We start from the raw sequence: 25,460 nt of genomic DNA, 5'->3' as shown, positions 1-25,460 counted from the left end.
GGGCAGGACCGCCGTCTCGGCCGACCGTGAATCACCGTCAGCCAAGTTCATCAGGAGAGTTTGATGGGATATCAGGTATCCGCCGATACCGGCGGAACGTTCATTGACGTGGTCATCCAGGATGTCGCGTCGCAGCAGGTGATCGGCAAGTCGCTGACCACGCACGACCGGGTCTTCCGGGGGCTGTCCCAGGCGCTGGGGGTAGCCGCCGGCGAGATGGGCTTGACCGCCGAGGAGGTGCTGGCCGAGACCGAGCTGTTCATCTACGGCACCACCCGCGCGACGAACGCGATCGTGACGCGGAACGTCGCGAAGACCGCGCTGCTCACCACGGCCGGCTTCGAGGATGTCCTGGTGCTGAAGGAGGGCGGGAAGCAGGACGGGTACGACTTCTCCGTTCCGTATCCGAAGCCCTACATCCCGCGCAGCCACACGTTCGGCGTGCATGAGCGCATCGACTCCGAGGGCGAGGTCGTCACCGCACTGGACGAGGAGCGGCTCGTCGAGACGCTTCGGGAGGTGCGGAGCCAAGAATTCCAGGCGATCGCCGTCTCGTTCCTGTGGTCCGTCGTCAACCCCGCGCACGAACTGCGTGTCGCCGAGCGGATCGCGGAGCTGGTCCCGGGTGTCCCGGTCACGCTGTCGCACCAGATCGCGCCGATCATCCGTGAATACCGGCGCACCTCGGCGGCGGCGATCGACGCGTCCCTCAAGCCGCTGATGCAGCAGCACTTCAGGGAACTGGAGAGGGACCTCCGGGAGTTCGGCTACCAGGGCGCCATACTGGTCTCGACCAGCATGGGCGGCGTCATGAACATCGACGAGGTGATCGCCAGCCCGATCGACGCCGCGCGCAGCGGCCCGTCGATGGCGCCCCTGGCCGGCCTCAACTACTCCCTGATCGAGAAGCTCGGCGGGGACATGATCGTCTGCGACACCGGCGGCACCACCTTCGATGTCGGCCTCTCCCGCGACGGCGCCGTGGTCCACTCCCGGGATACCTGGATCGGCCCCGAGTGGGAGGGCGACCTGTTGGGCACCTCGTCCGTCGACATCCGCTCGATCGGTGCCGGTGGCGGCTCGATCGCCTGGGTCGACGAGGGCGGGCTGCTGCGGGTGGGTCCGCAGTCGGCCGGATCCGAGCCGGGGCCGGCGTGTTACGGCAACGGCGGTACCGAGCCGACGCTGTCCGACGCCGCCACCGTGCTGGGCTACTTCGACCCGGACTACTTCCTCGGCGGGCGGATGAAGCTCGACGTCGCGGCTGCCGAGGCGGCGGTCAGCAAACTGGCGGCCACCGTCGGTCTGCCGGTGGCGGAGACGGCCTGGGGCATCCTCTCGCTGGCCGGCGAGTCGATGGTGAAGGCGGTCCACGAGATCACCATCGCCCAGGGTCTGAACCCGCAGGAGAGCACGCTGGTCGCCGGCGGCGGCGCCGCGGGCATCAACATCATGCAGATCGCGGGCGAACTCGGCACCCGGCATGTCGTCCTGCCGAGGGTGGCCTCCGCGCTGTCGGCGTCGGGCATGCACTTCGCCGACATTGTCAAGGAGGAGTCGGCGGCCTTCGTCACCTCCTCCGACGCCTTCGCGGCAGCGGCCATCGACAAGGTCCTGGACGGCCTGGACGACAAGCTGGAGGACTTCGCCGGACGGTTCAGCGACAACTACCCGGACCACACGGTCGAGTTCGGCGTCGAGGCCCGGTACAAGAGCCAGATCTGGACCATCGACGTTCCGTTGCCCACCCGCCGGGTTGGCTCGGACGACGAGCGCACCGCTCTCTTCGAAGCCTTCCACGACCTGCACGAGCGCATCCTCGCGGTGCGCGACCATGCCTCGGCCATCGAGTTCCTCAACTGGCGCGCCCGCGTCACCGTCCGCCTGCCCCGGGCCACACGCGAGTACCCGGCGAGCGCCCGCCTCACGGGCCGCCCCAGCGCCACCCGCACCTGCTATTTCGGCGACACCGGAACGGTCGAGACACCGGTCTTCAAACCAGGCGACCTCGTCCCCGGCACCTACGTGATGGGTCCAGCGATCGTGGAAGAGCCCACGACGACCCTGGTCGTCTACCCGGGCATGGCCGCCGAGGTGAGCGACACCGGAAACTACCTGCTTCACATCGAGGGCAAGGCGTGACAATGACCGACAAGGGATTCGACACCGTCCGTACGGCCGTGATCGCGAACAAGGTCGACGGCATCGTCCGGGAGATGACCAACACGCTGCTGCGCGCCGCGCGCTCCGCCGTCATCAACAGCGCCCGTGACTTCTCCTGTGCGATCGTGACCGCGGACGACGAACTGCTCGCCGCCGCCCAGGGCATCCCGGTGCACATCGTGGGCGCCCAACTACAGGCGCAGGCCATGCGCACGGCCCACCCGGAGCTGCGGGAAGGTGACGCCTACCTCGACAACAACCCGTACGTCGGCAACTCGCACGCGGCCGACCACACGATCCTCGTGCCGGTCCTCGTCGAGGGCGAGCACCTGTTCACCGCCGTCGCCAAGGCCCACCAGGCCGATGTCGGCAACTCGATACCGACGACGTACCACGCCGCGGCCAAGGACGTCTACGAAGAGGGCGCTCTGATCTTCCCGACCGTCAAGGTCCAGTCCGACTACCGGGACATCGACGACGTCATCCGGATGTGCCAGGCCCGTATCAGGGTTCCGTCGCAGTGGTACGGCGACTACCTGGCCGAGATCGGCGCGGCCCGGATCGCGGAGCGTCGGCTGAAGGAACTCGTCGCCAAGTACGGCGTCGGCCAGATCAAGCAGTTCATGCGGGACTGGCTCGACTACAGCGAGAAGATGATGAGCAAGGCCATCGAGGGCCTGCCCGCGGCAACGCTGTACAACACCGGTCGGCACGACGCCTTCCAGCCCTATCTGCCCGACGGGCTGGAGATCGGTGTAAAGATCGGGGTCAAGCCCGAGGAAGGGCTGATCCATGTCGACCTGACCGAGAACGCGCCCAACGTGGACTGCGGCCTGAATCTGACCGAGGCCACCACGCGTGCCGCGGTGTTCGGCGGCATCTTCAACGCCATCCCCGCCAACGTGCCCAAGAACTCCGGTGCGTTCCGGCGAGTGCTCATCGACATGAACGAGGGATCGGCGGTCGGCAAGCCCCGGTTCCCGCACAGCTGCTCGCTGGCGACCACCAATGTCACCGACCGGCTGATCAACTGCGTCGGCGCCGCGTTCGCTCAGCTGGGCGAGCCCTACGGGGTGGCCGAGGGAGCCGTCGGCGTGGGCGTCGGATACGCAGTGCTGTCCGGCAAGGACCGCCGCACGGGGGAGCCGTTCGTCAACCAACTGTGCGCGACCGCGAACGGAGGCCCCGGCAGCGCCCATGCGGACGGCTGGGTGACCTACGGCGTGCCGTGCGTGAGCGGGCTGATGTACCGCGACTCGGTGGAGATCGATGAGATCAAGATGCCGATCCGCTACAAGCACCTGCGCCTGGTCGCCGACACCGGCGGTGCCGGCAAGCACCGTGGCGGACCGTCTTTCGAGCTGGCCTACACGCCCAAAGCCGACCCGATCACCGTGATCTATCCCTGCGACGGCCAGGTCAGCCCCTCCAGGGGCGTGGCCGGCGGTGGCGACGGACACACCGCCGAGGCATGGCTGGAGAAAGCCGACGGGGCCCGTACTCGCCTGCCCAACACCGCCACGATCGTGCTGAAGCCCGGCGAGACCATCCATGGTTTCGACGCCTCCGGCGGAGGATATGGCTCGCCGCTGGAGCGCGATCCGCGCCTGGTGCTGGAGGACATCCTGGAAGGCTGGGAGAGCCAGGAGCACGCCACGAGCACCTACGGCGTCGAGTTCATCACCACCGAGGACGGCCTTGCCGTCGATGTCGAGGCGACGGCCAAGCGGCGCGCCGACCTCGCGGCGGGCTGACACCGTCCACATCGCTCAGAGAGACGGCCTGGGCGTGGGGAAACCGGCCGGGGCATCACTCGGCCTCCTTACTTAATAAACATTCAATTAATTAGCTTTGGTGAAGGGAAAGCACATGAGCAAACCCGCCGTGGTGGTGCTGGGCGCGGCCGGTGCGCAAGCGTCCGGACTGATTCGTGGCCTGGGCCGGTCGACGGCCGAGCTGCGCCTGATCTGCTGCGACCGGGCGTTCCCCGACGGCCGGGTCATAGATGCCGGCACGCAGGAGATCGAGCAGGTGCGCTTCGATCTCCTCGCCGAGCCGGGGAAGCTGCATGAGGTCCTCACGGGAGCGGACCTGGTGGTCAACCTCACTGGCCCCTACCACACGCTGGGGCCGGTGATCCTGGACGCCGCGATCGCCGCGGGCACGGACTACGTCGACATCTGCGACGACGCGGACGCCACGGAGACGCTGCTGCACCGCGACGACGCCGCCAAGGCCGCCGGTGTCACCGCGCTGATCGGCATGGGCTCCGCGCCCGGGACCACCAATGTCCTCGTGCGGCTCGCACTCGACTCGCTGCCGGAGGGTGCCGCGAGCGCCGCGATCATCTGGTGCGTCGACGCCGCCGACATGGCCGGCGCCGTGGTTCCGCACTTCGCCCATTCCTTCAGCACCGCGATCCCCGGTGCGGGCGGGTCGCCGGCGTGGGAGGACTTCGCGCCTCAGCGGGTGGCCTTTCCGGAACCGGTGGGAGAGCAGCTCGTGGTGACGCTGAGCCACCCGGAGGTGCTCACCCTGCCCAGGTTCACCCGGGTGACGGAGGCGACCAACAAGGGCGGGCTCATCCCGGAGGACTTCACACACCTCGGCTGGGCGATCTCGCGCCTGCCGGCCGGCTCCGGACGCACGAAGGCGATGCACACGATCTTCGAGACCGCGCGCGCCGAGCACGCCGACCGTGAGCCGGTGGGCTCCGGCCTCATTGTCGACGTCCGAGTCGGCAGCGAGGGGATCGCCTTCCTCGCCGGTGGCCCCACCAGCCAGGAGGACGCGACCGGAACCCCGGCGGCGGCGGGCGCGCTCATCGCGTTGCGGGGCCGGGTACCCGGCCCCGGAGTGGTCTCGCCCGAGGTGCTGAACCCGGCTGACTTCTTCTCGACGCTGCGTGACGTGTCGGCGGGCGGCGGCGGGATGACCGCCTACCGGACCAGGAATGGCGAGATCACGGAGCACGTCCGCATCCGCGACCTCCTCACGGCAGTCGCCGCGACCCACTGAGAATCGCTCCGACCGGCGGCTGAGCACGCCGTCGAGACGCATGGTGACCCACGAAGAAAGAGGAAAGACAGCATGACGAACGTCGATTGGGACCGCGTCGCCAAGGGCGTCGCGCGCGAGCAGGAGAAGATGATCTGGCGTCCCTACGGCATCCCGACTGTCCTGGACCTGGAGCGGTCCGCCTTCCACGACGCGCCGATCTCAGCCCCCTGGGACATCCCGGAGAAGCTCGTGGTCTCGGTGGCGATCACCGGCGCCTTCTTCCGCCACGACCAAAACCCCAACCAGCCGCTGACTCCGGGTGCCATCCTCGACTCGGCCCGCGAGGTCGCCCAGGCCGGCGCCAGCACGGTGCACATCCACGTCCGTGACGACGAGGGGTACAACGTCCTGTCGCCCGACCGGTTCCGGCAGGTGATCAAGCCGCTGCGCGACGAGTTCCCGCAACTGGCCGTCGACGGCTGTCTGGTGCCGGCCCTCAACGGCGAATGGGCACTGATGAAGGAGGTCCTCGAATCCGGTGTCCTGGACGCCGCCCCGATCAACACCACGGCCACCTACATCGGTGACTCCCTCTTCGTGAAGCCGGCTCCGATCATGATCGAGAAGGTGAGGCTCATCAACGAGGCTGGAGCCAAGCCCGAGATCGCGGTGTACACGGATGCCGATGTCTCCAACGCCGACCGGTTCCTGATCAAGAGCGGACTTATAGAGACGCCCGCGGTGTGGCTCGTCCTGCCCGCGCTGCCCGGCTGTAGCCCGATGGACAACCCGCGCCAGATGATCGAGGGGCTGACACGGACGGTGTCAGCGATCAAGGACGTCGACCCCGACGCCTTCATCATGGTGTGCGCCGCGGGGCGGGCGTCGACTCACGTGGCGACGCTCGCCGCCCTGATGGGCTTGCACATCCGTGTCGGCATGGAAGACACGTACCTGCTCTGGCCGCACCGGGACGACCGGGTTGAGAGCAACCGGCAGGCCCTCCAGATCGGTCAGATGATCTCCCAGGTGGTGGGGCGCCCGGTCGCCACGCCTTCGGAGTATCGCGCCATGCTCGGCCTCCCCGAGCGGAACGCCAAGGCCTGAGCCACCGCGGCAACGCACCGTTGGCAGCGCGGGATCGAGGGCTGTGGGCACCGCATGGGAACACCGGCCGGTGGTCACGGCTCCGATCGCCCCGCACCGGCGGTGGTGCCGAATCCACTGAATACCGAGGCACACAAGGAGAGATGATGACTGTCGAGAGCACCCTCAGCCTGCTGAAGGCATATCACGAAGCCTGGGAGCGTGGTGACCAGGAAGCGGGCATAGCGTTCTTCGCCGACGAGCTCGTCGTTCACATGGGTGGTGACGGTCCCCTGGCGGGCGTTTACACCGGCCGCGACTCGTTCGTACGCGACTGGATCGGCCGGGTAGCCGACTACACGGACGTGTGGGAGGTCAACGGAAACGACACCCTGCTCGTGGGCGACGACGGTGTGCTGCTGCTGGTCCATGAAACCTGGGCCCGTGGCGACCGGTCGGTCACGACGAAGCGCCTGGGCTACTACCGGGTCGCCGGAGGCAAGATCGTCGAATGCTACTTCTCCGACATGAACCAGCCGGAGGTGGATGCCTTCTTCGGCGGCCTGACCTAGTGACCTGAGTCAGAGCAGTATGTGGCGACTTTGTCGAGGATCTCGTCGGGACTTCTTGTCCACGCACGGCACCAGGGCCCGCTCCGGCAGGTCGAGGTAGGACGGCGCGGGCGTCGGGCCGGGGCAGGTCGCCGTCCTTACGGGACCTCGCTGCGTCGGGGGTGCGCGTTCGACCGGGTCGGGTCGTGTGAGGTACAGAGGGATCTCGAAATGATGAAGTCGAGACGACTCGATTGAGAAAACTAGTAGACAAGACGCGCTAACGGCTGTTAGGTAGGCTCATGCCCTGCACGCGTAACTGACGAGGAAAGCACCATGGTGTCAGTCGCATCGCCCCCGACGAGCGGATCGTCGACACTCCACTACACGGCCGAGATCCGCGACCTGTTCCTGAGCCGCGCCACCGACGATCTCTCGGGCCTCCGTCCGGTGGTCGCCCGCTCGTGGATGCGTAGTCGCGCCGCGGGCGTCGACTCGCAGGTCGATCGAGGCTACGTCGATGAGGGGCGTGTCGATGAGCGTACGATGGCCATCGCTGAGCCGCACCTGCGGAAGCTCGACGAGGTAGCCGCGGACATCGGTGGCCACGTGAGCCTGAGCTCGCCGAATGGCGCACTGGTCCAGCCGCCCTTCCTGAGGGAGGACGTCGACTTCCCGCCGGGCTACTCGCTGCTGGAGGCGAGCTGTGGCAGCAACGGCGAAGGCGTCGCGCTGGAAGAGGGCCGTGCCGTCTGGCTGTCGCCCGAGGAGCACTTCCGAGAGGATATGCGCTGCAACTGGTGCTTCGCCTCGCTCATCCGCGACCCGTTCCACAACCGGGTGCGGGCAGTAGTCGGGCTGACACTGCCCGCTGCCCGGGTCCAGGGGCTTGACCCGTCGTCCACGCTCCTGATGCTCGAAGGGGTCACGTCGCGAATCGAGCGTGAGATCGAGACGCGCATGTCGTCGCGGGAGCGCACGCTTCTGCGTGAGTACCTCACCATCTCGCGTCGGCGGGGGAAGGCCGCCGTCGTGGTGACCGATGGCAAGCATTCGTTCATGAACTCCGCCGCGACGGCGTCCCTGGAAGGCTCCGATCTTTCCGTCGTCACCAGCTATGCCAAGAGCGTGATGTCCTCGGGACACGGTACGAGCGTAGAAGTGATGCTCGCGGGCTTCGGGCCGGCGAGCATCGAGGTCTCGCCGGTGGACCTGTCCGCCTCGGGCTTCGGCGCCGTCGCCGTCGTCCGTCCACTTGCCCGCCGGAGCCGGACGCTCGACGCGCAGCCGGTCTCGCGGCACGACGCCTCGTCGTCCGCTGACCAGCTGCTCGAGCGCCTCGATGGACAGAGCATCTCGTTGCAGCAGGCCGTCGACTCGGCCCGGACCGCGATTGAGCAATGTCGGTCCGTGGCCATCGTCGGCGAGCCCGGTAGCGGAAAGGCGCGGCTCGCCGAGGCGATCGCCGGCGTCCGCGGCGATGTGATCCGGATTGACGCGCGCGATACCGATGCCGGTATCCGGATCGATGAGGCGTGCGAGCATGCCAGTACGGGGTCCGAGCCGGTCCTCTTCATCGCTCACGCCGATGAGCTCTCGCCCATGGACTCCCACGAGGTGGCCACGCGGCTGCGAGGCGGCGGGCGCCACACCGTGATCTTCACCGCCGCGAGCATCACGGATGCGACCCGCGCGATCGCCGACGCCAGCGGGGCGCTCGAGATCAAGCTCGCCCCGCTGCGCAGACGGCGCGAGGACATCCCCCTGCTGGCGCATGCGATCGCGCGTGAGCTCGGCGATCGTCGGCTCTCGCGAAGGCTCGTCGCAACCCTCACCAACTCCGATTGGCCAGGCAACATCGCCCAGCTGCGCCAGGTCGTCTCAGATGCGGTCGAGCGGTCTCGAGGCATCGAGGTCTCTGATGCCGATCTGCCCGAGAGCTTCCACCGCATGCTGGCCAAGGGGCGGCTTTCGCGTCTCGAAGACGCGGAGCTGGTCGAGATCCGCAGCGCCTTGCGTGAAGCGAAGGGCAACCGACGACTCGCCGCCGAGATCCTCGAGATCGGGCGATCCACTTTCTACCGACGCATGGACTACTTCCGCAGTCGAGGCTTCGACCTCTGACCACCCGACGAACGGCCCGGACCCGCTGGGTCCGGGCCGTTCGTCGTGTCCGAAAGAGGCCCGTCGAGTGTGTCGATCTGGCACGGATGGCCGCGCGCGCATCGGGTTTTAGTTGAGCCAGCTGACCGGAACCGGCCCCGATCAATACCGGCCTCGGCCGCACTCCGGCGACGACGAGAACCCGACGCGAACAGGATCGACACGATATGAACGGCGATGAGCCGGGGACCATTCTGGTGGCCCCTCACCACTTCCCGGATCTGAATCGCGAGCATGCGCTCGCCGATGAGCTCGACTACGAACTCGTCGCGGCGGCTGACGTGGACGCGTTCCGCGCGGGACTGCCGGACGCCGAGATCGTGATGGTCACACCCTACGCGCGGCTCACCGCCGAAGAGTTCCCGATCATGAAGAAGTGCCGCGCGGTGATCCGCTACGGCATGGGCTACGACAACATCGACGTCGACGCGGCCACGAAGGCCGGTATCCCGGTCGCCATCGTCCCGGGCACCGCCTCGGAAGAGGTGGCTTCGCACGCCTTCGCGATGGGCCTCGCGCTCGCGCGCCGGCTTCCGACCGGCGACGCCGCCATCCGCGGCTTCGGCTGGGCCGGGGTCATCGGCTACGACACCCCCGTGCTCTCGCAGCTCGAGGTCGGCGTCGTCGGCCTGGGGCGCATCGGTCAGCATGTGGCACGGATGTACTCGGCGGTCGGTGCGCGAGTGCGCGGCTACGACCCCTTCATCGCCGACGGACCGGTCGAGCTCGGCAGCCTGGGGAGCGTGCTCGAGAACTCCGACATCGTCTCGCTGCACCTCCCGCTGAACGACGACACACGACACCTGGTCGACGAAGACGTGCTGGCGCGGATGCGCAAGGGGGCCGTGGTCGTGAACGTGTCGCGCGGCGGGCTGATCGACGAGGAGGCGCTCGCGGCGGCCCTGAAGTCGGGGCATATCGCCGGCGCCGGCATCGACACCTTCTCGCACGAGCCGGTCGCCGCCGATCACCCGCTGCGATCCGCGCCCAACACGATCCTCACCCCGCACATCGCCTGGCGTTCCAACCGCTCGACGGGAGCGCTACAGGACGGCGCGGTGGAGCGGGCGCGGGCCGTGCTCACCGGGCGGCCCCTGACCGACCTCGTGAACTGATAAGTGGAGAAGACTGACGTGGCAACGAACATCCAGACAAACCATGTCTCGAGCAGCGCCCCCGCGGAGGATCCGCACCTGCGCCGGGGTCCGCGCGGCTATCCGCTTCTGCCGGGCGGCTACGGCCGATCCACGTATTACACCGGCGCGCCGAGCCCGTACGCCGTTCGCGGCGAGGGCTACCGGGTCTGGGACGACCGCGGCCGTGAGCTGATCGACGCGAACAACAACTTCACCTCGCTCATCCACGGCAACGCCCACCCGGACATCACGGAGGCGGCGATCAAGGCCCTGTCGTCAGGGGCGAGCTGGGGCATCCCCAACCTCTACGAGTGGGAGCTGGCCGATCTGCTGCTCTCGCGGTTGACCGGTCTCGATCAGGTGCGGTTCACCAATTCCGGCACCGAGGCCGTCATGTCCGCCATCCGGATCGCCCGCGCCGGCACGGGTCGTGAGCGCGTGATCGTGACCAAGGGCGGTTATCACGGCACGTCGGACATCGCCCTCGTCCCCGGCGGCCCGACCTATACCCGCGGCGTGCCCCAGGGGGTGATCGACGACGTCACTCCCGTTCCGCTCAATGACGCCGAGTTCCTCCGCCGGGCGATCGAGGCAGCGCCCGACTCCTACGCGGCGATCATCCTCGACCTCCTGCCGAACCGCGCGGGGCTGCTGCGTATCTCCGACGAGTTCGTCACCACGGCGCGGGAACTCGCGACCCGCTACGGGATCGTCCTGATCATCGACGAGGTCATCAGCCTGCGGCTCGGCCCGCACGGTCTGAGCGGCGGGTACGGTGTCTCGCCCGACCTCCTGACGACGGGGAAGACGATCGGCGGCGGCTTCGCGGTCGGCGCGGTCGTCGGCCTCGGCTCGCTCATGTCCGAGGTGGACCCGACGCGGCCCGGGAGCCTGCCGCACGGCGGCACGTTCTCCGGCAATCCGGTCAGCATGGCGGCCGGTGCCGCGGCGCTGCGCCTCTACAGCGACTCCGAGGTGCGGCGGCTGAACAGCCTCGGCGACACCGCGCGCGAGTCGGTCATGGCCCGTGTCGCGGACGCCGGCTGGGAGGTGCGGGGCCGTGGCTCGCTGCTCCGGGCCGTTCCCGCGGGCTCCGAGAAGGTCGACGAAAGCACGCAGCACCGTCTGTGGTGGGAGTCGTACAACCGCGGCCTGCTCGGCTCACCGGCCAACTTGCTCTCGCTGTCGACCCCGATGGACCAAGCGGTCGTCGACGACATCGCGGATCGTCTTGCGGACGCTGTGCTCGCCGTCGCTGCCGGCGCACAGGACTGAGAGAGGGCAGCCACAATGCGAATCGTCTCCTACCTCCACGAGAGCGGCGTCCGAGGTGGCGTGCTCCTCGACGACACAGTGTTCGACCTCGAGCGCCTGCTGAGGGCGGCCCGCACGACGCCGGCCTCGTCCGTCCGGGACTTCCTGACCGTGTACGGCCCCGAGCTCAAGTCCTTCTCGACCAGCGTGGCGGCGCTGATCGACCAGAATCCGGGTACGCGAGTCGGCGCTCGCTCCGACGTGCACCTGACTACTCCCGTTCCTGACCCGGCGAAGGTGCTCTGCGTCGGACTCAACTACAAGGACCACGTCGCCGAAACCGGGCGCGCCCTGCCGGAACACCCCGACGTGTTCGTGAAGTTCGCGTCGACTCTCGTCGGTCCCGAGGATGAGATCCAGGGTGCCGATGTCAGCGCGAACCTCGATTTCGAGGGCGAGGTGGCCGTAGTCATCGGCCGCACGGCGCGTCAGGTGCCGGAGGAAGGGGCCCTCGACTACGTCGCCGGCCTCGCCCCACTGAACGACATCTCGGCCCGCGACCTCCAGTACCGCGGGACTCAGTGGACGGCCGGCAAGACCGTCGACCGTTCGACCCCGTGGGGCCCCGCGCTCGTCACCCTCGATGAGATCGGCGACCCGCAGACGCTCGAACTCGTCACCCGTGTCAACGGTGTGGAGTTGCAGCACTCAAACACCCGGCACCAGATCTTCCCGATCGCCCGGATCATCTCCTACCTCTCCAGTTTCCTCACGCTTGAGCCGGGCGATGTGATCGCGACCGGCACGCCGCAGGGGATCGGAGCGAAGCGCACTCCACCGATCTGGCTGAAGCCGGGCGACACCGTGGAGGTCGACGTGGAGCGCGTCGGCGTTCTCAGCAACCGGGTCGCCGAGCACTGACGTCGCGACGACGCGCCCAGCCCACGTGGGCGACCACCACTCGCAAGCTCTCGACAGACATGGAAGAAAGATGACCGAGGCCCAGACGAATTCAGGCGGCCGCGACGCGCGATACCGCATCGCCGTCGACACCGGTGGCACGTTCACGGACGTAGTCGTCGGCTCCGACAGTGGTGACATGGCCGCCGGCAAGGCACTCACCACCTACGACCGCGTGTTCACCGGCTTCGAGGCCGCGGTCCGCCGCGCGGCCGAGTCCGTCGGCTGGAGCGGCGACGACGTGCTGCGCAACGCCGACGTGATCGTCTACGGCACCACGCACGCCACCAACGCCGTGCTCACCGGTAAGATCGCCAAGACCGCGCTGCTGGTCACCGAGGGCTTCGCCGACACCCTGCTGCTGCGAGAGGGCGGCCGCCGTGACGCCTTCGACTCGAAGGCCGCCTACCCCGGCCCGTACATCCCGCGCCGACTCACTTACGAGATCCGCGAGCGCATCAACTCCGAGGGCGACGTGCTCGTCCCCCTCGACGAGGAGCAGGTGCGCAGCGCCCTCGAGACCCTCCTCGACGAGGGCGTCGAGGCGATCGCCGTGTCGTTCTTGTGGTCGATCATGAACGACGCTCACGAGGCCCGCCTCGCGGAGCTGATCGAGGAGATCCTCCCGGGCGTCCCCTACACGCTCTCGCACCAGGCGAACCCGACCATCCGGGAGTACCGGCGTTCGTCGGCCGCCTCCATCGATGCCTCGCTGAAGCCCCTCATGGCCGACCACCTCGGCAACTTGCGCTCCGACCTGGTGAAGTACGGGTTCACGGGCGACCTGCTGGTCGTCACTTCGGAAGGCGCCGTGCTCGACGTCGCCGACGTACTCGACCGACCCGTACTGCTGCTCAACTCGGGTCCGTCGATGGCCCCGCTCGTCGGTGCGGCGGCGGCACCCGATCGGGAGACCGTCGTCGTCTGCGACATGGGCGGCACCACCTTCGACGTGTCGCTCGTCGAGAAGGGCGTCGTGCGCCACACCCGCGAGGCGTGGCTCGGCGAGCCCTTCGTCGGCCACCTGACCGGTCTGTCGTCGGTCGCGGTCTCGAGCATCGGAGCCGGCGGCGGCAGCATCGCCTGGATCGACGGCGGAGGGCTGCTTCGCGTCGGCCCGCAGAGCGCCCGCAGCACTCCCGGCCCCGCGGCGTACGGCCGCGGCGGTGAGGAGCCGACCGTCACCGACGCGTGCGTCGTGCTCGGCTACCTCGACGCCAGCGGTTTCGAGGGTGGATTCACCCTCGACCGCGACGCCGCTGTGCGTGCGATCGAGTCACGCATCGCCGGCCCGCTCGGGATGACCATCCAGCAGGCGGCGCAGGCGATCCTCGATGTCTCGGCCAGCCACATGGCGACGGCGATCCGACAGGCCTCGCTCGAGCAGGGCGTCGATCCGCGCGGTGCGCTCATCGTGGCCGGAGGCGGCGCCGGAGCGATGGTCGCCGCGGCGATCGGCGTGCTGCTGGAAGCCGACACGGTTCTCATCCCGGCGACCGCGGGGGTACTCGCGGCCTACGGCGCCCATCGTGCACCCATCGCCACCGAGTTCCTCTCGCCACTGCACAACGACACTCACGCGTTCGACGCCGAGTCGGCGACGCGGGCCATCGAGGAGATCAAGGCGAAGGCGGCCGAGTTCGCGGCCCGCTTCGCCGGCGTCGGAGCCGAGGCCGAGGTCACCTACTTCGTCGACGCGCGCTACCCCGGCCAGGCATGGGATCTGCGCGTGCACCTCGGCGAGGTGCCGAACACCCACGGCGACGCCGCCGATGTCATCGGGCGCGCGTTCCACGCGGAGCACGACCGCCGTAACGGCACCCACGACGCGCAGAGCCGCGTCGAGATCATCACCTGGGGCGTGCGTGTCGAGGTGCCCCGGCCGGAGCAGCTGAAGGACACGGTCGCCGCGGGCGGATCGCCCGAGTCGCACCGCACCGATCCGATCACCTTCGGAGGCGAGAGCTTCGACACGCCCCGCTACCGCGGCGTGACGCTCGGCCCCGGCGACAAGATCGTCGGCCCGACCGTCATCGACCAGCCCACGACAACCATCGTCGTGCCGCCGGAGTGGGACGCGACGCTCGACGACCGCTCCAACATCTACCTGACTCGTAAGGAGGCGTGACGTGTCACGTGAATTCGACCCGGTCAAGCTCTCGGTGCTGGCGAACGCCTTCGACGGGATCGTCCGTGAGATGACCAGCGGGCTGCTCCGGTCCGCACGCTCCTCGGTGATCAATACGGCGCGCGACTTCTCCTGCGCCGTGCTGACCGCCGACAACCAGCTGCTCGCCGCGGCCGAGGGTGTGCCGGTGCACGTGTTCGGTGCCGGTCCGCTCGGTGAAGACATGATCACGCTGCACGATGACATCCGCCAGGGTGACGCGTTCCTGCACAACGATCCCTACATGGGCAACTCCCACGCGGCCGACCACTGCATCCTCGTGCCGATCTTCGTCGAGGGGCGGCACCTGTTCACCGCCGTCACCAAGGCCCACCAGGCCGACTGCGGCAACTCGCTCCCGACGACGTTCTACGCGACCGCGCGCGATGTCTACGAGGAAGGCGCGCTGATCTTCCCCTGCGTGCGGATCCAGCGCGACTACACCGACCTCGACGACATCATCCGCATGTGCCGCGCGCGCATCCGCGTGCCCGACCAGTGGTACGGCGACTACCTCGCCTCGGTCGGAGCCTCGCGCATCGCCGAGCGCCGCGTGCAGGAGCTCGCGGCGAAGTTCGGCGCCGACACCCTCGTCGAGTTCGTCGATGCCTGGTTCGACTACTCCGAGCGCCTGGCGACGAGCGCGGTCGAGACGCTGCCGGAGTGGTCTGTCACCGGCTCGACGTCACACGATCCCTTCCCCGGCACCGGTCCCGACGGGGTTCCGATTCAGGCCACGATTTCGGTGAAGCCGGCCGACGGCCGGGTCACGATCGACCTGCGTGACAACCCCGACAACCTGCCGAACGGACTCAACCTCACGCGCGCGACGGCGACCGGAGCCGCGCTCGCGGGCATCCTTTCGGGCCTTCCGGAGTCCCTGCCGAGCAACGCCGGCACCTTCCGGCGCTTCGAGGTGCTGCTGCGTGAGGGCTGCGCCGTCGGCGTGCCGAAGCATCCCTACTCGTGCTCGTCGGGCACGACCAACCTGGCGGACCGGGTCGTCAACATCGTTCAGGCCGCGTTCTCGCAGATCGGGGACGGCTATGGCACCGCCGAAGGAGCCACCGGTCAGGCCCCGGCGAAGTCCGTGGTCTCGGGCATCGATGAGCGCAACGGCAACGCCTATGTGAACCAGATCCTGGTGGGCGGCGTCGGCGGTCCGGCGACACCGTACGCCGACGGCTGGCCGACCTACCAGCGCCCCGTGTGCGGTGCCCTGCTCTACCACGACAGCGTCGAGGTCGACGAGCAGCGCTACCCGATCCTCATCCACGAGCGCGTGCTCGTCGCCGACTCGGGCGGCGCGGGCCGTCAGCGTGGTGGGCTCGCGACGCGCGTCACGATGGAGGCCCGCGACGATGACGTGACGATCGCGTACGGGATCGAGGGCAAGTTCAACCCGCCGAAGGGCGTCCGCGGTGGTGCCGGAGGCGCCGTTCCGGAGGCCTGGGTCGAAGGCGTCGACGGCAGCCGTAAGGAGATCCCGGTCGTCGGCCGGTACGACATGCTCCGTGGCGAGAAGGTCGTGTCGATCACGCCCGGCGGTGGCGGCTATGGCGACCCCCTCGAGCGTGAAGCGGTCGCGGTGCTCAACGACCTGCGTGAGAGCCGCATCACGCCGGAGTCGGCGTTCGATGTCTACGGCGTCGTGATCACGGACGACGTCGTCGACGACACCGCGACGGCGAAGCTTCGTCGCGAGCGGGTGTCGGCCCGCTAGAAGGACTCGGCGACATTCCCTGCGCGGGAGCATCGGAACCCAGAGAAGAAGTGAGAGAAATGGATCCCATTCGAGTCGGCATCATCGGCGTCGGAAACGTGCTCAACCAGTACCTCGACAAGATCGGGGTCCATCCCGACGTCGAGATCGTCGCACTTGCCGACGTCAACGCCGAAGCGGTCGCCAAGCGCGCGGCGGAGTACTCGGTGCCGAAGGCACTCACTCCCGACGAGCTCCTCGCCGACCCCGCGGTGGAGCTGGTGCTCAATCTGACCCCGCCGAATTTGCATGCTCCGGTCACGCTTCAGGCGGTCTCCGCCGGGAAGCACGTGCTGTCGGAGAAGCCGTTCGCGACCTCGCTCGAGGAGGCGCGGCAGATCCTCGACGCCGCCCAGGCCGCGGGCGTGAAGGTCGGGTCCGCGCCCACGACGTTCCTCGGGTCGGGCATGCAGACCAGCCGCAAGCTCATCGACGACGGCTGGATCGGCCGGCCCGTCGCCGTCTTCGGCTCGTTCGCAAACCGCGGCTACGAGCACTGGCACCCGAACATCGATCCCTTCTACAGCCCCGGCGCCGGCCCCATGCTCGACATCGGTCCGTACCTCGTCACCAACCTGGTGAACTTCCTCGGCCCGGCGAAGCGGGTCTCGGCCAGTGCTCCGAGGTCTTCGGAGACTCGTCCCCGTCCCACCGCGGACGGCGGCTACGAGGGCGTCATCGACATCAAGACCCCGACCCACGTCACGGGCTCGATCGACTTCGAGTCCGGTGCGACCGCCACGGTTATCGTGAGCTGGGACGTGTGGAACCACAATCTTCCGCACCTCGAGATCTACGGCACGAGCGGATCGATTGCCGCGCCCAACCCGGATCACTTCTCCGGCGCGCCGATTCTTCGCCGTGGCGAGCCCCGCGACCTCGCCCTCGACATGACGCCTCCCGGTGGCGGCGACTGGCGTGAGACGGCCATCACACATCGTGACGACGCATACCGTGGGATCGGCTTGGCCGAGTTCGGGCACGCGATCCGGAACGGACTCGAGCCCCGCACCGGCGGCGCCTTCGCCTACCACGTGCTCGAAGTGCTTCTGGCTTTTGAGAAGTCGTCGGAACTCGGTCGTCATATCGAGATCGAGAGCACCTGCGAACGCCCCCGTCCTCTTCCGTCGGTCGGGCCGCACGAGCCCTACCGATTCGACTGATCCGGATGTGATCGGGCACATGGGTGCCCCCCCGAACGGGAGTTACGGACCAGCGCCGACCTCGTCGCCATGCCGCACCTGGCGGCGGCGGGGGCAGGCGGCCGAGAGGCCCCGTGGCGTCGTGTCAATGTGGCACAGACGCGCCCCTTCACACGGTGAAACGCTGCCTCTCGAACGTCTTGGACGATCACGCCGACGTTTGATTCACAGACCTAGGAGAAGGTATGACTACCACCGCGGCCGTCGATACTGTAGTCGGCGCAACCAGCAAGAAAGTGCGTCGGCGCACTGTCGCGCAGGCGATCATCGAGTACCTCCAGGTTCAGTACAGCGAACGTGATGGCGAGCGCCGTCGCCTGATCCCGGGGATGTACGGAATCTTCGGTCACGGCAACTCGGTCGGGGTGGCCCAGGGCATCGACGAGTACGGCGTCGACTTCCCCCACTTCGCCGGAAAGAACGAGCAGTCGATGGTGCACGCGGCGATCGGGTATGCCAAGGCGACCAATCGTGCCGCGACCCTCGCCTGCACCGCTTCCGCCGGCCCGGGCTCTACCAACATGATCAGCGGCGCCGCCACCGCGACCACGAATCGCCTCCCGGTCCTGCTGCTCCCCGCCGACATCATCAACAACCGCAAGGGTGACCCGGTCCTCCAGCAGATCGAGCACCCGGTGGAGCGTGATGTGTCGGCCAACGATGCCTTTCGCCCGGTGAGCCGGTACTTCGACCGCATCACTACGCCCTCTCAGCTGCTGGTGACCCTGCCCGAGGCGATGCGGGTTCTGACCGACCCGGTCGACACCGGTGCGGTCGTCGTCTGTCTGCCGCAGGACATCCAGGGTGAGGCTTACGACTTCCCCGAGGAGTTCTTCAGCCCGCGCGTCTGGCCCATCCGCCGCCGACCGGCGGCGCGGGAGGAAATCCGCGACGCGATCGAGATCATCCGCCGTGCGCAGCGGCCGGTCTTCATCGCCGGCGGCGGCGTGCGCTACTCGGATGCGGCCGACGAGCTCGCGAGGCTCAGCGCTGACTTCGGGATCCCCGTCACGGAGACCTACGCCGGCAAGGGGATGGGCCCGATCTCAGACCTCAACCTCGGCGGGCTCGGGGTCGACGGCACGATCGGTGCCAACCGGATCGCCGGGCGCGCGGACTGCGTGATCAGCGTCGGTTCCCGCTTGCAGGACTTCATCACCGCGTCGCATTCGCTGTTCGAGAACCCCGATGTCCAGCTGGTGCACTTCAACGTCAGCTCCTTCGACGCGCACAAGATGGGCTCGTATCCCGTCGTCGGAGACGCGAAGCTGTCGCTCACCGCACTGCACGAGGGGCTGACCGCGGCCGCGTACCAGAGCGCCGGGGGATACCGCGACGAGATCGCGAGCGCGCGCCGGGCCACGGCCGACACGCTCGGTCACGACCTGGAAGACATCCCCGGCGAGAAGATGAGCCAGGCGCAGGTGATCGACGTGCTCAACAAGCACACGGGCGCCGACGACGCACTCGTGCTCGGCTCCGGTGGTGTGGTCGGCGGTGTCCACAAGGCCTGGGATACCTCGAACGGCACGAAGGTCCTCTCCGAGTACGCGAACTCCTGCATGGGGCACGAGCTGCCGGCCGGTCTCGGCTATCGGTTCGCCCGCCCGGAGGCGTCGGGCGATGTCTTCGTCTTGATCGGCGACGGCACGTACTACATGCAGCCGACCGAGCTCATCACCGCGGTTCAGGAACACAAGAAGATCACCGTCGTGGTCATCGACAACAGCGGACATCAGTGCATCTGGCCGTTGCAGGTCGCCAAGGGCGGTCCGGGCCATGAGTTCGGCACTCAGCTGCGTGAGCGGAGCGCGGAGACCGGACGCCTCGACGGGGCCGTCGTGCCCGTCGACATCGCCGCGAACGCGGCCAGCATGGGTGCGGTCTCGTGGTCGACCACGACGATCGAGGAGTTCAGGGCGGCACTTGAGGATGCCCGCGGAGTCCAGGACCGCCCGGCCGTCGTGGTGGCCCACGTGGAGCCTTGGCGTTACCTCACGGGCAGCGGTGCCTTCTGGGACGTCGGCGCCGCGATGACCTCGGAGCGACCCGAGACCCTGGAAGGCGGCAGGCAGCACCGCGAAGGCCGGGAGCGCCAGCGTTACTACGGCCCGACGATCGCTCCCGGCAGCGAGGTCTGACCGGAACCGCACAGCGCGGTTCACCACGGCTGCCCCGCGGCATCCCGTCGCGGGGCAGCCGTCTCTTCCGGCACAGCATCCGGAACGCCCCAAGAAATCAAGGAGGAGGACAGATGGGCACGTTCGCCGTCACCGACCCGTCCACCGGCGAGACCGTCGCCGAATACCCCACGGCGACCGCGGAGGAGATCGAGGCCGCCCTCGCCGCTACCCACGGGACATACCAGGGGTGGTCCCACCGAACCACGGTGCGCGAGCGTGCGGTTCACGCTCGACGTCTCTCCGAGCTCTTCATCGAGCGCCAAGACGAACTCGCGAAGATCATCAACCGCGAGATGGGCAAGCCGATCCCGCAGGGAATCGGCGAGATCCAGTTCGCGGCCAAGATCAGCGCCGCCTTCGCCGACAACGCCGAGCAGTGGCTCGCCGACGAGCAGCTCGAGGTCGCCGACGGACTGCGGACCTTCTTCCGCTACCAGGGCACCGGCGTGATCCTCGGGGTCATGCCGTGGAACTACCCGTACTACCAGGTCGTGCGATTCGCGGTACCGAATCTGATCCTCGGCAACACGGTCATTCTGCGTCACGCCGCCCAGTGCCCGGAGTCGGCACTCGCGCTGGAGCGGTTGTTCCTCGACGCCGGCTTCCCCGATGGCGCGTACGTGAACGTGTTCTCGACCCACCAGCAGATCGCCGACATGATCGCCGACGACCGTGTGCAGGGCGTCTCGCTCACCGGCTCCGAGCGCGCCGGTGCGATCATCGCTGAGCAGGCCGGCCGTGCGCTGAAGAAGTGCGTGCTCGAGCTCGGCGGCTCCGACGTGTTCCTGGTGCTCGACACGGCCGACATCGACAGTGCGGTCGAGCATGCGGTGAACGGCCGCATGGACAACACGGGACAGAGCTGCATCGGCTCCAAGCGCATCGTCGTCATCGACCGCTACTACGACGAGTTCGCAGCGAAGTTCACCGCCGCGATCGGAGCCCAGTCGTACGAGAACGGCGATTACGGGCCGCTCTCGTCCGACTCCGCGACCAGGACGCTGACGGCCCAGGTACGGGGAGCCATCGAGCAGGGCGCAACGATCCTCGTCGGTGACAACCAGCCGCGGGGCAACGTCTACACGCCGAGCGTCATCAGCGACATCACCCCGAGCATGGACGTCTACGGCGAGGAGCTGTTCGGCCCGGTGGCGCAGCTCTACCGCGTCTCCAGCGACGAGGAGGCGATCGAGCTCGCCAACTCCACGCCCTACGGCCTTGGCTCGGTCGTCATCTGCGACGACCTGGAGCGCGCCGAGCGCGTCGGTGACCGGCTCGACGTCGGCATGGTGTTCGTCAACGCCAGCGGCCTCGGCGGTCCGGACGTGCCCTTCGGCGGCGTCAAGAAGTCGGGCTACGGCCGCGAGATGGGCAAGGTCGGCATGCTCGAGTTCGCCAACAAAAAGCTCTACCGCTTCGCGAAGTAGGCGGACGCGCTCTCTCTTCTCGACGGGGAGCCCCGGAATCGAGGCTTCGGGCCTCCCCGTCTCCCGCGCGCCTGTGACTGTAGAAACAAGGCGAGAAGTACCCAGAAGTGTCCCAGAACGGGACATGTGAACTGTTTCCGTGCTCGCCATCATGAACCTCGGATTCCCGCCGAATTCAACCACGAATGGAGTCGATGGTGGCTGCACAGAAAAATTCCGAAGCCGCTCCGCCAATCGTCGAAGTCGATGACGGGGCGTCGGCACAAGGTCTGAAGGGCCGACTCGGCGTCGGCTCGATCGTGTTCTCGGTCGTGGCCTTCGCCGCGCCGCTTCTCGTGGTAGTCGGGCTGATGCCCTCGGTGATCGGCTTCGCCGGGTACGCGATCGTGCCCGCATACACGATGATCATGCTCATCGTGCTGCTGTTCGCGTTTGGGTACGCCACGATGACCCGCTACGTCAACCGGCCCGGTGCCTTCTACGCGTACATCACGGCGGGGCTCGGCCGGAGGGTCGGACTCGGTGGGGCGTTCGTCGCGCTGTTCGGCTATCTGCTGCTTGCCCTGCCGACCTGGATCGCTTTCGGCGTGTATGTGTGGCAGCTCGTGACCGGCACCTTCCACGGTCCGGACATCCCCTGGTATGTGTGGGCTCTCGTCGGCGCCGCCCTCACTGGCATCTTCTCCTACCGCCACATCGAGTTCTCCGCGAAGGTGCTCGGCGTCGCGCTCGGACTCGAGGTACTGCTCGTGATCGCCTTCGACACGGTCGCCTTCATCGACGGCGGACCGGGCGGCATCCCCGTGCGGCCGCTCACAGTGGGCGCCGTCACCGATGGCGGCTTCGGCCTCGCTCTGCTCTTCGGCATGCTCTGCTTCATCGGCTTCGAATCGGCGGCGATCTACCGCGAGGAGGCCAAGGACCCCGAGAAGACGGTGCCTCGCGCGACTTATCTCTCGGTGATCCTCATCGGGGTCTTCTACGTCATCGCCGCGTGGGCGTTCCTCACGGCGCTCGGTCCGGACGGCGTCGCGGGCGCGGCGAAGGCCGACCCCGCAAGCCTCTTCGGCGAAACGGCGGCACGCTACCTCGGCACCGTTCTCCCCGACGTCATCAAGGTGCTGGTGATCACCTCGACCTTCGCGTGTCTGCTCGCGCAGCACAACACGATCTCGCGCTACGGCTTCTCGCTCGGCAAGGACGGGGTCTTCCCCAGCCGGTTCGGCGCCGCGCACCCGCGCCACCACTCGCCGCACATCGCCTCGATGGTCGTCACGGCGCTCACCCTGGTGACGGTTTTCGCGCTGGCCGCGGTGACCGGTTTCGAGAACGACGGCACGAACGCGTTCACGATCTACATCCGGACGAACGGCCTCGGGGCGATGATCGTGATCTTCCTCATGTGCCTGGTGTCGATCGCGATCATCGCCTACTTCGCCAAGAACCGCGTCGACACCCCGGCACGCGTCTGGAAGACGGTCGTCGCGCCGATCCTGGGGCTGATCGGCCTCCTGATCATCCTCGTGCTGAGCGTCGTGCACGTCGACACCCTGATCGGGGCGGGGGAGACGGCCTCGCTCCTGATGACCCTGCTCCTGCCGGTCGTGCTCATCGCCGGAATCGCCTATGCGAGCCACCTGGCCCGTGCCAAGCCCGACATCTTCACCAGGATCGGGCGGCAGTGAGCGCCTCGATCCGCCATCAGCCCACTCGATCGCCGAATAAGAGGAAGAGCTCATGACTTCACAGGGGACCCGCCTGGCCGGGAAGGTCGCCGTCATCAGCGGAGCATCGCGGGGGATGGGCCTCTCCCATACCCGTGCGTTCCTGGACCAGGGGGCGCGTGTGGTCGCCTTCGACCTGAACGAGGAGACGGGCAAGACGCTGGTCGAGGAGTACGGCGCGGATCGTGTCGTCTTCCTGCGCGGAGACGTGCGCACCGCCTCGGACTGGAGCCATGTCGTCCAGGCCGGTGTCGAGCGGTTCGGCGCGATCAACGTGCTCGTCAACAACGCAGGCGTATCGCCGCTACAGCGTCTCGAAAGCGTGACCGAGGCGGACTATCGACGGGTGATCGACATCAACCAGGTCGGGACGTTCCTCGGCATGCAGGCGGTGATCCCGGCCATGCGGGAATCCGGCGGCGGCTCGATCGTGAACATCGCGTCCAGTGCGGCGCTCGTCGGCTTCGCCGACATCTTCTCCTACGTCGCGTCGAAGTGGGCGGTGCGCGGTATGACCAAGGCCGCCGCGCTCGAGCTCGTCGAGTACGGCATCCGAGTCAATGCCGTCTGCCCCGGCGACACCGATACGCCCATGATCCGCGAGAACGCCAAGACTCCCTCCGCCTCGATGCCACCGGCCGAGGACCTGCCGTTCGGGCGATGGGCGCGTCCCGGGGAGATCTCGGCCGCGGCTGTGTTCCTCGCCTCGGACGAGTCGTCGTACATGAGCGGCACCGAGGTGGTCGTCGACGGAGCCTTCACCGCCCAGTGAACCGACACGACACCGAATCGTCGCGGCAGAGGAGCACCATGGATGACCGGCTCGATGGGAAGGTCGCCATCGTGAGCGGCGCGGGCAGCGGCATGGGCGAGGAGCATGCGCGCGCCCTCGTGCACGCGGGGGCACGGGTCATCGGGTTCGACATCACCCCCGGTTCCGGACCTGCGCTGGCTGACGAGCTCGGGCCGGATCGCTTCCGCTGGCTGGTGGGAGATGTCACCTCGATCACCGACTGGCAGCGTGTCGTGGCGGAGTGCGTGGCGGCGTTCGGGCACCCGACGGTGCTGGTCAACAACGCCGGGATCGCGCGAGCCAACCGGGTCGAGACGGTGGAGGAGCGCGAGTACCGCCGTGTGATCGACGTGAACCAGGTCGGCCCGTTCCTCGGAATGCAAACGGTCGTGGGGTCGATGAAGGCGGCCGGTGGAGGATCGATCGTGAACATCTGCTCGACGTCGGGTCTGGTCGGCTTCACCGACAACTTCGCGTATGTCGCGTCGAAGTGGGCGGTGCGCGGCATGACCAAGGCGGCCGCTCTCGAACTGGTCGGGCATCGGATCCGGGTCAACGCGGTCTTTCCCGGCGAGACGGATACCCCTCTTCTCCGCGCGGATCCGACGGCCCTGCCTCCTGAGTCGTCACGCTTCGGCCGCTGGGCGCGGCCGTCCGAGATCTCCGCCGCGGTCGTGTTCCTCGCCTCGGACGAGGCCGGCTACATGAGTGGCGCGGAACTGGTCATCGACGGCACGTACACCGCGGCGTGATTTCGGCTCGGCGGTGTTCTGACCTGGCACATTCCACCGGCTGAGCTGCGCAATAGCGTCACCCGTAGATCACTTGCCAAAGGATGACTCTGTTCTGTAATCGGAGGCTCGAGATGATGCGAGATCAGGTTCGTTTCGGCCTGATCGGCACCGGCCGGATCGGCCAGGTGCACGCGGCGAGCATCGCCGCGGATCCCGATGCGACGCTCTCCTGGGTCGCCGACCCGTATCCAGCGGGTGCGGAGTCGGTCGCCGCCCGCTACGGGGGAACCGCGACCGACTCTCCCGAGCGGCTGCTCGACTCCGCAGAGGTGGATGCCGTGCTGGTGGCAGCGCCGACGCCGACGCACGTCACCCTCATCGAGGCCTGTATCGACGCAGGTCTTCCGGTGCTCTGCGAGAAGCCGATCGACCTGGACATCGCGCGGGTCGACGCACTGCGCCCGAAGGTCGCGGCGAGCTCCGTGCCGGTCGCGCTCGGATTCAACCAGCGCTTCGACCCCGCCTTCGCCGAGACGCGCACGCGCGTCGCCACCGGCGAGATCGGCGAGCTCGAGCACTTGTCGATCACCAGCCGCGACCCCGGGCCGCCACCGGCCGACTACATCGCGACCTCCGGCGGGATCTTCCGCGACATGACCATCCACGACTTCGACATGGCTCGCTTCTTCCTCGGCGAGATCGTGGAGGTGAGTGCGACTGGCGCGCGGTTGTTCGACGAGGGCGCTCGTGAACACGGTGACTACGACACCGTCGCGATCGTGCTGCGTGCGGCCTCCGGTGCCATCGCCACGATCACCAATTCGAGGCACAGCGCGATCGGCTACGACCAGCGACTCGAGGCGCTCGGCGCCGAGGGGCTGCTGCTCGTGGCCAACGCACCGTCCAGCCTGGTGAGCGTCTCCACATCTGCCGCGGTGGAGGCGAAGCGGCCCTATCTCGACTTCTTCCTCGAGCGCTACGCTGAGGCCTACGTACGCGAGTTGGCCGAGTTCATCAAGCTCGTGCGCGGCGAAGAGTCGACGAGCCCGACATTCGAAGACGGACGCGCGGCGTTGATCATCGCCGACGCCGCACAGCGCTCGGCGGAGGAAGGTGCGGTGATCCGCCTCACAGGGTGAAGACGCGACCCCGACC

18 protein-coding genes are annotated in these 25,460 nt (G+C 68.0%); all 18 read left to right on the top strand.

All coding sequences use genetic code 11. The annotated features are described in order from the left end of the window. Positions 1 to 63: 63 nt before the first annotated feature. The 18 genes from ACJX2R_RS01920 (at position 64) to iolG (ending at position 25,444) form a co-directional block, all read left to right on the top strand. Positions 64 to 2,142, top strand: a complete 2,079-nt coding sequence (locus ACJX2R_RS01920) for a hydantoinase/oxoprolinase family protein (RefSeq protein ID WP_413098438.1) — start codon at positions 64 to 66, stop codon at positions 2,140 to 2,142. Positions 2,143 to 2,144: 2 nt separating this feature from the next. Next, on the top strand, positions 2,145 to 3,917 hold the full coding sequence (locus tag ACJX2R_RS01915; RefSeq protein ID WP_413098437.1) for a hydantoinase B/oxoprolinase family protein: 1,773 nt from the start codon (positions 2,145 to 2,147) through the stop codon (positions 3,915 to 3,917). Between the two features lie 115 nt (positions 3,918 to 4,032). Next, positions 4,033 to 5,181: a saccharopine dehydrogenase family protein gene (locus tag ACJX2R_RS01910; protein WP_413098436.1), complete on the top strand. Its 1,149-nt coding sequence runs from the start codon at positions 4,033 to 4,035 to the stop codon at positions 5,179 to 5,181. A gap of 72 nt (positions 5,182 to 5,253) precedes the next feature. Then, positions 5,254 to 6,270: a 3-keto-5-aminohexanoate cleavage protein gene (locus ACJX2R_RS01905; protein WP_413098435.1), complete on the top strand. Its 1,017-nt coding sequence runs from the start codon at positions 5,254 to 5,256 to the stop codon at positions 6,268 to 6,270. A 143-nt stretch (positions 6,271 to 6,413) separates the two neighbouring features. Next, positions 6,414 to 6,821: a nuclear transport factor 2 family protein gene (locus ACJX2R_RS01900; RefSeq protein WP_413098434.1), complete on the top strand. Its 408-nt coding sequence runs from the start codon at positions 6,414 to 6,416 to the stop codon at positions 6,819 to 6,821. A gap of 315 nt (positions 6,822 to 7,136) precedes the next feature. Next, positions 7,137 to 8,924, top strand: a complete 1,788-nt coding sequence (locus ACJX2R_RS01895; protein WP_413098433.1) for a sigma-54-dependent Fis family transcriptional regulator — start codon at positions 7,137 to 7,139, stop codon at positions 8,922 to 8,924. A 206-nt stretch (positions 8,925 to 9,130) separates the two neighbouring features. Then, positions 9,131 to 10,078 carry a C-terminal binding protein gene (locus ACJX2R_RS01890; protein ID WP_413098432.1) on the top strand — a complete coding sequence of 316 codons (948 nt, stop codon included), beginning with the start codon at positions 9,131 to 9,133 and terminating at the stop codon, positions 10,076 to 10,078. A gap of 18 nt (positions 10,079 to 10,096) precedes the next feature. Further along, positions 10,097 to 11,374, top strand: coding sequence for an aspartate aminotransferase family protein (locus ACJX2R_RS01885; protein ID WP_413098431.1), 1,278 nt, complete (start codon positions 10,097 to 10,099; stop codon positions 11,372 to 11,374). 60 nt (positions 11,375 to 11,434) lie between these two features. Further along, complete coding sequence (locus ACJX2R_RS01880; protein WP_413098430.1) at positions 11,435 to 12,274, top strand: fumarylacetoacetate hydrolase family protein; 840 nt, start codon at positions 11,435 to 11,437, stop codon at positions 12,272 to 12,274. Positions 12,275 to 12,344: 70 nt separating this feature from the next. Continuing rightward, complete coding sequence (locus tag ACJX2R_RS01875; RefSeq protein ID WP_413098429.1) at positions 12,345 to 14,441, top strand: hydantoinase/oxoprolinase family protein; 2,097 nt, start codon at positions 12,345 to 12,347, stop codon at positions 14,439 to 14,441. Position 14,442: 1 nt separating this feature from the next. Beyond that, positions 14,443 to 16,203, top strand: coding sequence for a hydantoinase B/oxoprolinase family protein (locus tag ACJX2R_RS01870; protein WP_413098428.1), 1,761 nt, complete (start codon positions 14,443 to 14,445; stop codon positions 16,201 to 16,203). Between the two features lie 59 nt (positions 16,204 to 16,262). After that, entirely contained in the window at positions 16,263 to 17,405 is a 1,143-nt protein-coding gene (locus tag ACJX2R_RS01865) for a Gfo/Idh/MocA family protein (RefSeq protein ID WP_413098427.1), read from the top strand. A gap of 224 nt (positions 17,406 to 17,629) precedes the next feature. Further along, positions 17,630 to 19,585, top strand: coding sequence for a 3D-(3,5/4)-trihydroxycyclohexane-1,2-dione acylhydrolase (decyclizing) (gene iolD, locus ACJX2R_RS01860; protein WP_413098426.1), 1,956 nt, complete (start codon positions 17,630 to 17,632; stop codon positions 19,583 to 19,585). Positions 19,586 to 19,698: 113 nt separating this feature from the next. Beyond that, positions 19,699 to 21,054 (top strand): NAD-dependent succinate-semialdehyde dehydrogenase, encoded by a 1,356-nt coding sequence (locus tag ACJX2R_RS01855; protein ID WP_413098425.1) that lies wholly within the window; start codon positions 19,699 to 19,701, stop codon positions 21,052 to 21,054. A gap of 194 nt (positions 21,055 to 21,248) precedes the next feature. Further along, on the top strand, positions 21,249 to 22,739 hold the full coding sequence (locus ACJX2R_RS01850; RefSeq protein WP_413098424.1) for an APC family permease: 1,491 nt from the start codon (positions 21,249 to 21,251) through the stop codon (positions 22,737 to 22,739). A 52-nt stretch (positions 22,740 to 22,791) separates the two neighbouring features. Next, positions 22,792 to 23,550, top strand: a complete 759-nt coding sequence (locus ACJX2R_RS01845) for an SDR family NAD(P)-dependent oxidoreductase (RefSeq protein ID WP_413098423.1) — start codon at positions 22,792 to 22,794, stop codon at positions 23,548 to 23,550. Between the two features lie 38 nt (positions 23,551 to 23,588). Continuing rightward, positions 23,589 to 24,323 (top strand): SDR family NAD(P)-dependent oxidoreductase, encoded by a 735-nt coding sequence (locus ACJX2R_RS01840; protein WP_413098422.1) that lies wholly within the window; start codon positions 23,589 to 23,591, stop codon positions 24,321 to 24,323. A gap of 83 nt (positions 24,324 to 24,406) precedes the next feature. Further along, the gene (iolG, locus tag ACJX2R_RS01835) at positions 24,407 to 25,444 is read left to right on the top strand and encodes an inositol 2-dehydrogenase (RefSeq protein ID WP_413098421.1); all 1,038 of its coding nucleotides are present in this window, start codon (positions 24,407 to 24,409) and stop codon (positions 25,442 to 25,444) included. Positions 25,445 to 25,460 lie beyond the last annotated feature (16 nt).

This window comes from Streptomyces sp. Inha503 (assembly GCF_047215865.1).
GTDB classification, from domain to species: domain Bacteria; phylum Actinomycetota; class Actinomycetes; order Streptomycetales; family Streptomycetaceae; genus Streptomyces; species Streptomyces lycopersici.
The sequence above is the reverse complement of the archived record's forward strand: the minus strand, read 5'-3'. Positions and strand labels throughout refer to the sequence as shown.

What these genes read in the sequence shown, in the direction of transcription:
- ACJX2R_RS01865 (WP_413098427.1), top strand. Translation starts at nt 16,263, where the DNA reads ATGGATCCCATTCGAGTCGGCATCATCGGCGTCGGAAACGTGCTCAAC.
- ACJX2R_RS01920 (WP_413098438.1), top strand. Translation starts at nt 64, where the DNA reads ATGGGATATCAGGTATCCGCCGATACCGGCGGAACGTTCATTGACGTG.
- ACJX2R_RS01895 (WP_413098433.1), top strand. Translation starts at nt 7,137, where the DNA reads ATGGTGTCAGTCGCATCGCCCCCGACGAGCGGATCGTCGACACTCCAC.
- iolD (WP_413098426.1), top strand. Translation starts at nt 17,630, where the DNA reads ATGACTACCACCGCGGCCGTCGATACTGTAGTCGGCGCAACCAGCAAG.
- ACJX2R_RS01875 (WP_413098429.1), top strand. Translation starts at nt 12,345, where the DNA reads ATGACCGAGGCCCAGACGAATTCAGGCGGCCGCGACGCGCGATACCGC.
- ACJX2R_RS01915 (WP_413098437.1), top strand. Translation starts at nt 2,145, where the DNA reads ATGACCGACAAGGGATTCGACACCGTCCGTACGGCCGTGATCGCGAAC.
- ACJX2R_RS01900 (WP_413098434.1), top strand. Translation starts at nt 6,414, where the DNA reads ATGATGACTGTCGAGAGCACCCTCAGCCTGCTGAAGGCATATCACGAA.
- ACJX2R_RS01890 (WP_413098432.1), top strand. Translation starts at nt 9,131, where the DNA reads ATGAACGGCGATGAGCCGGGGACCATTCTGGTGGCCCCTCACCACTTC.
- ACJX2R_RS01840 (WP_413098422.1), top strand. Translation starts at nt 23,589, where the DNA reads ATGGATGACCGGCTCGATGGGAAGGTCGCCATCGTGAGCGGCGCGGGC.
- ACJX2R_RS01850 (WP_413098424.1), top strand. Translation starts at nt 21,249, where the DNA reads ATGGTGGCTGCACAGAAAAATTCCGAAGCCGCTCCGCCAATCGTCGAA.
- ACJX2R_RS01910 (WP_413098436.1), top strand. Translation starts at nt 4,033, where the DNA reads ATGAGCAAACCCGCCGTGGTGGTGCTGGGCGCGGCCGGTGCGCAAGCG.
- ACJX2R_RS01905 (WP_413098435.1), top strand. Translation starts at nt 5,254, where the DNA reads ATGACGAACGTCGATTGGGACCGCGTCGCCAAGGGCGTCGCGCGCGAG.
- iolG (WP_413098421.1), top strand. Translation starts at nt 24,407, where the DNA reads ATGACTCTGTTCTGTAATCGGAGGCTCGAGATGATGCGAGATCAGGTT.
- ACJX2R_RS01845 (WP_413098423.1), top strand. Translation starts at nt 22,792, where the DNA reads ATGACTTCACAGGGGACCCGCCTGGCCGGGAAGGTCGCCGTCATCAGC.
- ACJX2R_RS01855 (WP_413098425.1), top strand. Translation starts at nt 19,699, where the DNA reads ATGGGCACGTTCGCCGTCACCGACCCGTCCACCGGCGAGACCGTCGCC.